Raw genomic sequence first — 11694 nt, 5'->3', positions numbered from 1 at the left:
TCTTCCTGTTTATGATTCCTCTTCCTAAAGATGGTTCTATCACTATCCCTATTGCCATCTTATCTACAGGACTTCAAGAATTATTGGGCCATCATACTCCTATTATTTTAGTGGTTGTTACTGGCATTTCTGCACTAGGAAGCCTTATTACCTATCTTTTTAAACCTAAATTGATTATGGGAAGTAATCTTCTTAATTCACTTTTTAACACCACTTGGGTTTGGCTTAGTTTAAGAGTCTTAGCCTTTGTTTTTATTAGTATCATTACTATGCAAGTATCTGGTTTTAGTTTTCCACCTTTTATGCTTCCTTTAGTAGAAGTCATAACTTCTTCAGATACCGGTAGCCTTGTACTAGCAGATTTACTCCCTGTACTTTTCTCAATTTTTCTATTTGCAGGATTATTTTTGCCACTTTTACTCGATTTCGGCCTACTTGAATTTATAGGCTCTCTTTTAGTAAAAGTCATGCGTCCTGTATTTGGACTTCCAGGACGTTCTGCCATTGACTGTATTGCCTCTTGGTTAGGTGATGGTACTATCGGTGTATTACTAACTAGCAAACAATATGAAGAAGGTTTTTATACAAAAAGGGAAGCTGCTGTTATTGGTACTACCTTTTCTCTTGTATCAATCACCTTTAGTTTGGTTGTTATTAATACCGTTAAATTAGGGCATCTTTTTGTTCCTTTCTATTTAACTGTCACGGTAGCTAGTTTAGTGGCTGCTATCATCATGCCTAAACTCCCACCACTTTCCTTAAAAAAAGATATATTATATGATGGTTCTATACCAGAAGCTTCAACTGTGGAAACAACACACATAATTGCTCACGGTTTTAAGAATGCAATTCAAAAAGCTGAAAAACAAACCTTTAAACAATCAATTGTAATAGATGGCTTTAAAAATGTACTTGATATGTGGTTTGGTGTCATCCCCGTAGTTATGGCTGTAGGTACATTAGCACTTATTTTAGCCACTTATACACCTATTTTCCAAATACTTGGCATACCTTTTACACCACTTTTAAATGTACTTGGTGTACCTGAAGCTGCTGCTGCTGCTCAAACTTTAGTAGCTGGATTTGCGGATATGCTCCTTCCATCTATTTTAGCCTCTTCTATAGAAAGTGATATGACAAGATTTATTGTAGCAAGTGTATCCGTCACTCAACTTATTTATCTCTCCGAAGTTGGTGCTCTTTTATTAGGTTCTAAAATACCTGTTAAGTTTTGGGAATTATTCATCATCTTTATTGAACGTACACTTATCACGCTACCAATCATTTCATTGATTGCTCATCTTATATTTTAATATTAATTAAAAATAAACTAAGTTTACTAGGAACTTAGTTTATTTTTTCTTAAATGGATTTTTATAAAAGATAATTACTAATATTTACTTTGTTAAATTCTATTTCTATTATTGACCTTAATTCTCCTCTTATGTTAGGATAATTCATGTGATAGTTTGCTTTTTTATGTATACTTGTTATTTTTTTACATTTTATCACATAAGAGAATCCTTTATGAGTAAAAAATTAAAGCACATCTTTATACTGCCGTAGCTACTATTCTAGTTTTATCTAACTTAAGTGTTATATACGCTTCAAGTATACTTATGAATTAGAATCTTAAATCTTTCTACAAGTTCAAGTACAAGTAGCTTTACTAATAGGAATCTGTATTGGAGCAGATATTCTTAAAAATGAAGGTTACTTTATTCCTAAAAACATGGTAACAAGAGCTGATATGGTTACTATGTTTGCCAAAATTATTCCCCTAGATACTTCTAAGTAGTAACATACTTTAGATGATATATACACTTTATCAAAATAAGCTCTAGTCTATTAAAAATTTGACTAGAGCTTATTTTTCTTACCTTGTTTTCTCATAACTTTATCATCTTATAGTATTTTAGTTCATAAAAAAAGAAGATCCCTATAAATAGTGATCTTCTTTCTATTTTTAGTTACTTGAAACAATTCCTCTACCTGCATCTAGGCTTACAACTGAACCTGTTTTAAGAATATCTGTTGCATTTGTCGCACCAGTAATGACTGGAATATCAATAGCAAGTCCAACAATTGCAGCATGTGAATTAACACCATCTTCTTCTGTAATAATACCAGCTGCTCTTCTTAATAATGGTAGCATCTCATTTGTAGTTTCCGGAATAACAAGGATATCCCCTTCAATAAATTTCTCATTAGCTTCTTCTTCTGTTTTACATACGCAAAGATTACCACATACTTGTTTTGAACCAACACCTACACCTGAAACTAAAATGTGTCCGATGACATCTACCTTAATCATATTAGTTGTACCGGTTACGCCTACTGGTAAGCCACTTGTGATAACAACTAATTCCCCTTTATTAACCATACCTGTGTGTTCAGCTACAGTTAATGCTTCTTCAAATAATTCATCTGCATTTTGTTTTTCTTCCATTAAAAGTGGTTTTACACCCCACATTAAACTCATGTGACGGTATACACTTGCTGAAGTTGTGCAACCCAAGATAGGTGATACTGGTCTATATTTAGAAATCATTCTAGCTGTTCTACCTGACTTAGTTACAGTTACAATAGCTGCTGCACCAAGGTCATGTGCTGTTGTACAAGTAGCATGTGAGATTGCACTAGTTACATTATTAGTTGCTGTACTACCTCTTTCTTTAAAACGTTTTACATAATCAATATCTGACTCTGTTTTTAAAGCAATTCTCGCCATCGTTTGTACTGATTCAACAGGATATGCACCTGCTGCTGTTTCACCAGATAACATAATAGCACTTGTACCATCGTAGATTGCATTAGCAACATCACTAATTTCGGCTCTTGTAGCTCTAGGATTTTTCATCATGGAATCTAACATTTGTGTAGCAGTAATAACTTGTTTACCTGCTGCAACTGTTTTCTTAATAATCATTTTTTGGATAGATGGTACTTCTTCTCCTGGAATTTCAACCCCCATATCTCCACGGGCTACCATAATTCCATCAGATACACGAATAATTTCATCAATATTATCTACACCTTCTTGATTCTCAATTTTAGAGATAATATTAATTGTATGACAATTATATTCTTCAAGAATTCTTCTAATTTGAAGAACATCTTCGGCGCATCTTACAAAAGAAGCTGCAATAAAGTCATAACCTGTTTGAATTCCAAAGATGATATCAGATCGATCTTTTTCACTTAAGTATGGCATAGAAAGTCTAGTATCTGGTAAGTTAACACCTTTATTGTTTGATACATCACCATTATTCATAATTTTACAAACAATATCACTGCCGTCTACTACTTTTTCCACGATTAACTCAATAAGACCATCATCAAGTAAAATTCTTGAACCTTCTTTTACATCATTTGGTAAATTCTTGTATGTGATAGAAACAATTTCATTTGTTCCTAGAATATCTCTACTTGTAAGTGTAAATTGTTCACCTTTTTTAAGAGAAACTTTTCCTTCTGCAAATTGACAAACTCTTACTTCTGGTCCTTTTGTATCAAGTAAAACTGCTATTGGTAAATCTAATTCTTTTCTAAGTTTATCTACACGGTCAAAATTTTCTTTATGACTTTCGTGAGTGCCATGTGAGAAGTTGAATCTAGCAACATCCATCCCTTCTAGCATTAATCTCTTTAGTATTTTGTCATCCTTTGTTGATGGACCTAATGTACATACAATTTTAGTTTTTCTCATATTAGTATCTCTAGTCTCCTTTAAGATTTTGCTTCGTAATATGCTTACACGACAATTTTCGTACTTATTATAACATATTCTGTATCAAATTACATAGAATATCCTATAATAATTGTTAACATTTCTTCCAAATAAATCACATTTTTAAGCATTTTATTTGACTTATCGCTATTATTGATTGATTTTTCCCTAATTATTACATTTACCTAAGTATTTTAGAATTACTTTAATAATAGTATTTATGACTTGCATTTGCTATTCTAAATGTGTACCATTTATGATCACCCGCTAACAAAAAAGTGTACCACCTCTATCACATTCCCCATTATAATTAGTTTTACGACAAACAATTATATAGTGGGGGGGATTTGGAGTGATCGAGATGGTACAGTATGATTATATCAGAATGTTGTATTTTAATGAAGGTTTATCTCAGCGTACAATCGCTAAAAGGCTTATGATTCATCGAAATACTGTAAAACGGGCTATTGAAAGGAATTCAAATACTTATCAACGGCAGAACGTTAAAGAAAAGCCTGTTAATGGTGATTTTATAGCTAAAGTTAAAGCAATACTTTTAGATAATAAGATAAAACCTCGCAAAGAGCGCTTAACTAAGACGCGTATGTTTACGCTAATGCAAGATGAAGGCTATATAGGATGCTATTCTTCTTTTACAGAGTTAACAAGGCAGCTGGAAGATGAACTATCACTTACTCAGGAAGATGCCTTTTTAAAGCTCTTGCCAACAGAGGGTACCATGCAAGTAGACTTCGGTGAAATGAGCACCATTTATCAGGGGAAAAAGACAAAGGTCATCGTCTTCTGTGCAAAACTTAAGTGCAGTAAATGTGAGTTTATCACAGCTTTTCCAAGGCAAAGTACAGAGTACTTCTTAGAAGGTCTTAATCGTGCTTTCCAGTTCTTTGGTGGTATTCCACGGAAAGTCGTTTTCGATAACCTTAAACAAGCCGTGAAAGAAATCAAACCAGATGGTGGACGTGTCCTTCAAGATGCCTTTCTTAAATTTAAAGCTTACTATGGTTTTGATGCCGTTTTCTGTAATCCTGCAAGTGGCCATGAAAAAGGTATGATCGAAAATCTTGTTAAATATACTCGCAACAACTACTTTATTCCTATCCTAGAATTTAACTCTTATCACGAACTCAACTCTTTATTACATAATGCTTGTGTTAGAAGAATGAATACCCAAAAAGTAAAAGGAATCCTTTGGAAAGATCTGTTACAAGAAGAACAAGATCATGCGTTTATGCCACTTAAAGATTTTTATGATGTTTCCAAGATCATGATGGCAAAGGTTGATTGCTATGCATTAGTTTCTTGTGATACCAACCATTATTCCGTTCCAAGCAGCTATGTAGGAAAACAAGTGATCGTAAAAATCTATCCATTTGAAGTTCAAATCTCATACCGAGATCAGCTTATTGCAAAACACTCAAGGCTTTTGGGAAAACATGATGAAGCCTTAAATCCCTACCATTACCTCCCTTTATTAGCTAAAAAACCAGGTGCTATTGAAGATGCAAAGTTTATGCAAAACTGGCACCTCCCACCTATTTTTGAAACCTACCACAAACAGTTGCAAGCAAGAAGTTGTTCAAAGAATGCAGGTACGAAGGAATACATCAAGATTCTTCAACTTACAGAAAGTCATGGTATCCATAAGATAGCACATTTTTTAAATGATCTATCTAAGAAGAATAATTATAGTTTGGAGGAATTAAAGAGCTATATACGCTTCAAACAGAACGAGAAAATACACAAAGTAACAACAATGTCAAAGATGCCATTAGAAGCCTTAAACGTGGTCTCAATAACGGCACCGCCTTCAATGTATGATGCTTTGTTAAAAGGAGATGCTTATAGTAATGGATGAGGCATTGCAAGAGAAACTAACACTCTGTAAACTTGCTGGAATCAACAAGTGCTATGATAGAATACTTGATACGGCAACTTCTGGGCAATGGACTTATGAACGGTTCTTTAATGGCTTATTAGATGAAGAACTACTTTCAAGGGAAAACAATCGCTTTAGCAGACTCTGTAAAAAGGCCGGTTTTCCTACAGTAAAAACAATAGATGAGTTTAATTTTTTAGAGGCTCCTTTTATCCCTAAAGATAAGATCATAAAGCTTATGGATTGTAGATTTATTGAAGAATACGGAAACCTCATACTTATTGGAGGCTCTGGTGTTGGAAAAACTCACCTAAGCACAGCGATAGGTGTTGAGGCATGCAAACGTGGTTTTAGTGTAACCTTCTTTACCGCTGCCTCATTAGGTAATAGACTTGTAGAAATGCAGGAAAGCCTGGCATTAAGCCGATTTATAGACAAACTTAAAAAGATAGATTTGATCATCATTGATGAACTAGGTTATGTAGAGCTTTCTGCTGATACCACGCAACTGATGTTTCAAATCTTTTCAGAACGCTATGAAAAGGGATCGATCATTGTGACTACAAACCTTGAGTTCAAAGAATGGGCGAAGGTCTTTCATGATGAACGCATGACTACTGCCATCATTGATAGGCTCATACATAACAGTAAGATTATCACGTGCAATGGTCCTAGCTATCGTTACAAACAAAAGATTCAAATGACAGAATAAAAAAGCCCTAGAGATAGGGCCCATATTTCTAATTAAGGTGGTACACCTTTTGACTAGCGGGGTGGTACACTTTTCTATTGACAAAAGCATGACTCTCATATGGAATATTTCTATGGTTAAATCATATTAAACTTATTCCCTATATGACTACATCTAATATCATATAAAACAACCTTGAAAAATTCCTAATATAGTCATTTTACAAGGTTGTTATTCTTAACTCATTATAGTTGTAGTATAAACATAATTATATAATATACCATGCCTTATTTCATCTGTTAAAATATTAAAGACTGCATCCCTGTAAGAATTATCTGGTAAACCTGACATAATCGTACGATATCTTCTAACAGCTTCCGTCTCACCTTTTAATGCTTTAATAATCCCCTCAGTAAAATTAGCAGGTGGAACAAATTCTTCCTCCATCGGTATAGGCGCTTCATTTCCTGTTAATTGCTTATACATACTTTTAAAAATCTTATTATGCATTTGTTCATCTTCTTTAATCCCAGTTATAGTTTTTATAATATCTTGCCTAGCTTTTTCACCTATATTATTGGGAACGTTATTAATAAGCCATTCATAAAACATTGCATCAGATTTTTCATTTTCAATTGAACTTCCAATTAAACTAACGGCGTTTGCTAATTGTTCTCCCGTAGGATAACTTTGTCTCATCCACATATACATCATCCTGAATAATAAATTCACTATATCTTATGCTAAATATTTAAAAGGAGTTCATTAATCTTACATTTATTTTACATTTATCTTTTCCTACATTCTTCCTTTTCCTTGTATGAATCCTCACTTTTTGTTTATACTATGTTTGTACTTACTTATATAAAAGGAGGCTATGACATGAAAGCTGTTGTAGATAAGGATACTTGTATTGGTTGTGGACTTTGCCCGTCTATCTGTCCTGATGTATTTAGCATGGATGATGAAGATGGTAAGGCTGTTGCTATTTCAGAGGATGTACCTGAAGAATTAGAAGATGATGCTAGTGAAGCTGCTGCTTCTTGTCCTGTTGAAGCAATTACTGCTGAATAGCTTAATCAAGAGGTGTTATCATACAAGAGGTCAAACTTGTTCATATGATAACACCTCATTTATTTTCAAAATCAAACCTATTCTACTATTACTCAATATGGTGATTTTCTGCTATCTTTTTTTCATCATGAATAACACCTTTTAAATGAAGTGCTCTTGTTTTTAGCCTTAAGGAAATACTTTTATCCAAAATAACATAACTAATCCATTGCATTGCTTTATCATATTCCTTAAATCTTCGATAAATATCTGCAATAATGTATGCTGTCGTTAATTCTCCTAGTTCAAATATTGGAAAACGCTCATTATTATAAGCATTTTCAAATCCCGTTAAAGCATGGCTTAGAAATAGCTTCTCTTGCTCTGCATCTTTTAATTCTCTATAAATCCACGCTAACTTTAAACATATATAAGCTTTTTCTCCATCTTTAGCTTTTTTTACAAAACTATTAAGGAGTGCTAATTTATATCTGGATATAGCTGATTTTGCATCTATAATAGGCTCATAATGATAAGTTTTGTAAACCGAGCTAATTTTCTCTTTAATCCATCTTATTTGACTTGTCGTTAAGGTGCTAAAATTTTTACTAAGAGCAGCATAACCGCAAGTTTCACATACAATACATTCATAAAAAATGGGATTAGCGATATCATACTCTGGCTTTAAGTCTAAATCTGAATTAACTAATCTATTTTTACCTGAACGAATAGCTTTTGTTTTAAATTCTGTTTTACACACAGGGCATACATAAGTTTTATCATATAAAACTTCTTCTAATGTTACTCTTTTCCCCTTCTTATTTTCAATTTCATTAGAGACTTCTTTTTCGGGGAAAAGTTCTATTTTCTCTAGATTTTCAAACCCCATGTCTTTTAATTCTTCAAATATATTAATCACTTAATCACTACCTATCTCGTTTTCTCAGGGCTAGGCTGACAGCTACTTTTCACAATTCTTCTTATACTCTAAAGGACTAATTCCAACATACTTTTTAAACTTACTATGAAAATAGTCAATATGTTTATATCCTACTGCCTTAGCAATTTCATACACTTTCATTTCTTTATGACGAAGCAATTCTTTTGCCCTGTTTATTCTTAGCTGATCAATATAAACATTAAAGCTTTGTCCTGTATAATTCTTAAAGCTTTTTCCTAAGTAAGCACTATTATAATTAAATAATTCTGCTAACAATTCTAATTTTAGTTCCTTATTATAGTTGTTTTCTATGTAATAAATAATCTTTTTCATATTATTTTCAGGACTGCTTACTTTAAACTCTTGTACAATAATACGTAACTGTTCCTCTATATATTCTATAACATCTTCTACATCTCTACAATGATAAATTACTTCTATTATTTGTTCTCCACTAGGTAGAAGCTTTCCTACTTCTTGATTCGCCTCTATTGTCTTTGTCCCAGTCTTAACTAAGATATTACTAAATACTGAAATAACTTTATCTTTTCTTACGCTTTCACTTTGCAGTTGCAATTTGAGTTCTTCTAGTACTTGTTTAATCTTAATCATATCTCCAACTTGCAATAATCGGTAAATCTGCTCACTAACATGCTCCACATTTATTATTCTGCTCTGTTCACTCTCCTTAGCATACATATCAATACGCTTAGAAGTTAAAAGCCTTTCATTTGGATACAAAAACTTCTTATTCAAAAGTTCTTTAACTAAAGTATAACTCTCACCTATCTCCTGTATCTTAATCAGTGAAGTATCTAAAGCCATTTTGCATGTAATCTGGTACCTCTTTGCTAATTTTTCTTGCAGGGTATCAATAGCCTCATCTATATACCCTTGTTCTTTATTTTGAATAATGATTAACAGATATTTTTCAACAATAAGTGTTTTCACAGCTAAGCGTGCTTCTAGATAATCCTTTATTTGCTCTTCTATTAAACTTACTGTTTCCTTCTTCTCTTCTATATCTACAAGCAATAATTGATAACTTTCATTTTTTTCTTTTAACTCATTGTACTTATCTTGCTCCATTATACTCAATGAACTTCCTAATAATAAGTGAGTTAATAAACTTTTAATAACATAAGTCTCACTTACATCTAATTTTTGAGTGATTTCTTTCTCCTTTAGAATTTTATCTTTAATCTTTTCAATCATTTCAATTAATTCATCTTCATCTATTGGTTTTAGAATATAAGCTTCTACGCCTAGGCCCATGGCTCTTTTAGCATACGTAAAATCTGAATAGCCTGTTGTAATAATAAACTTTCCTTTAAATCCTCTTTTTTTAGCTTCTTCAATAACTTCTATCCCCATTAAACCTGGCATTCTAATATCTATTAAAACCAAATCTGGATTCAATATCATTATTTTCTCTAAGCCATTTTGTCCATCTATGCCCTCACCACATATGTCAAAACCTTCTGCTTCCCAAGGAATAATTTTTTTTAATCCTTCCCTTACATTAGGTTCATCATCAATAATAAGCACTTTCATGTCTACCCCTCCTGCATTTTTGGCAAAACAATTGTTACTGTTGTTCCCTGATCCTCTATGCTTTCAATTGTAATACCATACATATCACCATAGTATAGTTTGATTCTTTCATTTATATTTTTCAGGCCTACTCTATTTCTTTCTTCTATTTGTTCACCATGTAAACTTCTCTGAATTTGCTGTAACCTTTCCTTGCTTATTCCTAAGCCATTATCAGAAATAGCTATTTTTAAACAATGATTCTGTTCTTTTATACTACAAACAATTTTTCCACTTCCTTGCTTAGCTTCAAGTCCATGTATAAATGCATTTTCTACAATAGGCTGTAATAATAATGGTAATAAGTAGTACTTTTCACTCTCTATTTCATTCTCAATATGATAACTAATTCTTTCACCAAATCTAAACTTCTGAATGGTTAAATAGGCTTCTATCATTTCTAATTCTGAAGCTAAACTCACACTACGATCGGACACTTCCAGATTTCTTCTAAGAAGCTTAGATAGTTTTTTTACCACGCCAGCAAGTTCTGTTTCTCCATTGCAATAGGCTTTCATACGAATGGTTTCTAATGTATTATATAAAAAGTGAGGATTAATCTGGCTAGATAGCATCTCAAACTGCATTTCCTTTTGCTTTCTTTTTAGTTCCTCTTTTTGCACTTTAGCAGAATAATTTTCTTCTATAAGTTGTTTAACGCTCTCTACTGTTTGACAAATATCTTCATAAAGTTCTCCGATTTCATCATTCCCCTCAATGCTCTTTCTAATATTAAAATCACCTAGACTAACCTTATGCATTTCTTTTCTCACTAAAATGATACGGTTTGAAAACCCCTTAGAAAATATCAAAATGAGTATTCCTGACAAACCTAAGCTAATCATTATCATCGCCAAACTCGTCCTAACAATTTTTAGCGTCTCACCTGTAATACTATTAACAGACATACTCATGCATATCTCAACTTTACTATTAAATGTTTTAACCGGTGTAAAGCTAGTAAAAATAATGTATTCTGCACCTGTGTCATTACTCACCTTAATCTTATAATTCTTATTTTGTTCTACCTGCAACTCTCGTAAGTGGTCCAGTTGTTCATATAGAGGATCACTATTACCGGATGTTGTTACCACCTGTCCATTAATAGTAATCATTGTATCGTAGGGTTCATCTTTAATAATTCTATTAATCTTTTCTGGATCGAAATTAATAACTAATACACCTAATAAATTTTTCTGTTTATCTCTTAGTGCTCGTATCAAGCTCATATAGTATTGTTTCCTTATTTCATCATATTTAAGATGCCATTCCATCTGACTATCTCTTGCTAAAGCCGCTTGATACCAATCGGATCGCTTAATATCCTCTGTTGCTCTTACAAATTGAGAATTATTTAGTAATGTAAGGTTATCATTGTAAATACGAATACTACTAATTTCTTCATAATGCATCAGGTATGTAGATATAATAGTTAAGTCCTTATAGGTATTTACAATCTGAGCACTGTCTTCAAACTGTGTTTTTAAAACTTGAGCAATTTTTCCATCTACATAAATACTCTCTGCTACAGAATTAGCAATCTTTATTTTTTCATTTAAACGTTCTTTAATACGTTCAATATTAACACATGCTTCATTGATAGCCCTATCTACAACCATATTACACATGAGTGTTGTCAACTGTACACCTATGATTAATATAGGTATAAGAATAACAATGACATAAATCCCTATGAGTTGTTTTTTGACTTTCATATTTCTATTAAAGGTTAATATCTTCTTTATGATCCTCATAGTAACTCCCCTATCCTTGTTATCCATTATATTATA

Annotated in this window: 9 protein-coding genes; 4 read left to right on the top strand and 5 right to left on the bottom strand. The window is 32.5% G+C overall.

Annotation, left to right across the window (positions count from 1 at the left end; all coding sequences use genetic code 11):
- The first annotated feature begins 11 nt into the window (after positions 1-11).
- A complete protein-coding gene (locus CLOLE_RS05250) occupies positions 12-1313 on the top strand; it encodes a YjiH family protein (RefSeq protein WP_330369309.1) in 1302 nt (433 codons plus the stop codon).
- A 653-nt stretch (positions 1314-1966) separates the two neighbouring features.
- Here the strand turns inward: CLOLE_RS05250 and pyk are convergent.
- Positions 1967-3709: a pyruvate kinase gene (gene pyk, locus CLOLE_RS05245; protein ID WP_013656052.1), complete on the bottom strand. Its 1743-nt coding sequence runs from the start codon at positions 3707-3709 to the stop codon at positions 1967-1969.
- Between the two features lie 382 nt (positions 3710-4091).
- Between pyk and istA the strand changes: the two genes are divergently transcribed.
- The gene (gene istA / locus CLOLE_RS05240) at positions 4092-5606 is read left to right on the top strand and encodes an IS21 family transposase (protein ID WP_013656051.1); all 1515 of its coding nucleotides are present in this window, start codon (positions 4092-4094) and stop codon (positions 5604-5606) included.
- Positions 5599-6339, top strand: a complete 741-nt coding sequence (gene istB, locus CLOLE_RS05235) for an IS21-like element helper ATPase IstB (protein WP_013656050.1) — start codon at positions 5599-5601, stop codon at positions 6337-6339. Before istA ends, istB begins: the two co-directional genes overlap by 8 nt.
- Positions 6340-6555: 216 nt before the next feature.
- Here istB and CLOLE_RS05230 read toward each other — a convergent pair whose 3' ends face one another.
- A complete protein-coding gene (locus CLOLE_RS05230) occupies positions 6556-7023 on the bottom strand; it encodes a ferritin family protein (RefSeq protein WP_013656049.1) in 468 nt (155 codons plus the stop codon).
- Between the two features lie 177 nt (positions 7024-7200).
- Between CLOLE_RS05230 and CLOLE_RS05225 the strand changes: the two genes are divergently transcribed.
- Entirely contained in the window at positions 7201-7392 is a 192-nt protein-coding gene (locus CLOLE_RS05225) for a ferredoxin (protein WP_013656048.1), read from the top strand.
- A gap of 88 nt (positions 7393-7480) precedes the next feature.
- Here CLOLE_RS05225 and CLOLE_RS05220 read toward each other — a convergent pair whose 3' ends face one another.
- Genes CLOLE_RS05220 through CLOLE_RS05210 form a run of 3 tightly spaced genes read right to left on the bottom strand, consistent with a single transcriptional unit; the run spans position 7481 to position 11658 of the window.
- Complete coding sequence (locus CLOLE_RS05220) at positions 7481-8290, bottom strand: DUF2225 domain-containing protein (protein ID WP_013656047.1); 810 nt, start codon at positions 8288-8290, stop codon at positions 7481-7483.
- Between the two features lie 42 nt (positions 8291-8332).
- Positions 8333-9865 carry a response regulator transcription factor gene (locus CLOLE_RS05215; protein ID WP_013656046.1) on the bottom strand — a complete coding sequence of 511 codons (1533 nt, stop codon included), beginning with the start codon at positions 9863-9865 and terminating at the stop codon, positions 8333-8335.
- 2 nt (positions 9866-9867) lie between these two features.
- On the bottom strand, positions 9868-11658 hold the full coding sequence (locus CLOLE_RS05210; RefSeq protein ID WP_013656045.1) for a sensor histidine kinase: 1791 nt from the start codon (positions 11656-11658) through the stop codon (positions 9868-9870).
- Positions 11659-11694: the final 36 nt, after the last annotated feature.

The organism is Cellulosilyticum lentocellum DSM 5427, assembly GCF_000178835.2.
Taxonomy (GTDB): Bacteria; Bacillota; Clostridia; order Lachnospirales; family Cellulosilyticaceae; genus Cellulosilyticum; species Cellulosilyticum lentocellum.
Note: the sequence above shows the minus strand (reverse complement) of the source record. Positions and strands in the feature narration are given on the sequence as shown.

Coding starts and splice junctions, on each gene's coding strand:
- CLOLE_RS05225 (WP_013656048.1), top strand. CDS start 7,201: ATGAAAGCTGTTGTAGATAAGGATACTTGTATTGGTTGTGGACTTTGC.
- CLOLE_RS05250 (WP_330369309.1), top strand. CDS start 12: ATGATTCCTCTTCCTAAAGATGGTTCTATCACTATCCCTATTGCCATC.
- CLOLE_RS05230 (WP_013656049.1), bottom strand. CDS start 7,023: ATGTGGATGAGACAAAGTTATCCTACGGGAGAACAATTAGCAAACGCC.
- istB (WP_013656050.1), top strand. CDS start 5,599: ATGGATGAGGCATTGCAAGAGAAACTAACACTCTGTAAACTTGCTGGA.
- pyk (WP_013656052.1), bottom strand. CDS start 3,709: ATGAGAAAAACTAAAATTGTATGTACATTAGGTCCATCAACAAAGGAT.
- istA (WP_013656051.1), top strand. CDS start 4,092: ATGGTACAGTATGATTATATCAGAATGTTGTATTTTAATGAAGGTTTA.
- CLOLE_RS05215 (WP_013656046.1), bottom strand. CDS start 9,865: ATGAAAGTGCTTATTATTGATGATGAACCTAATGTAAGGGAAGGATTA.
- CLOLE_RS05210 (WP_013656045.1), bottom strand. CDS start 11,658: ATGAGGATCATAAAGAAGATATTAACCTTTAATAGAAATATGAAAGTC.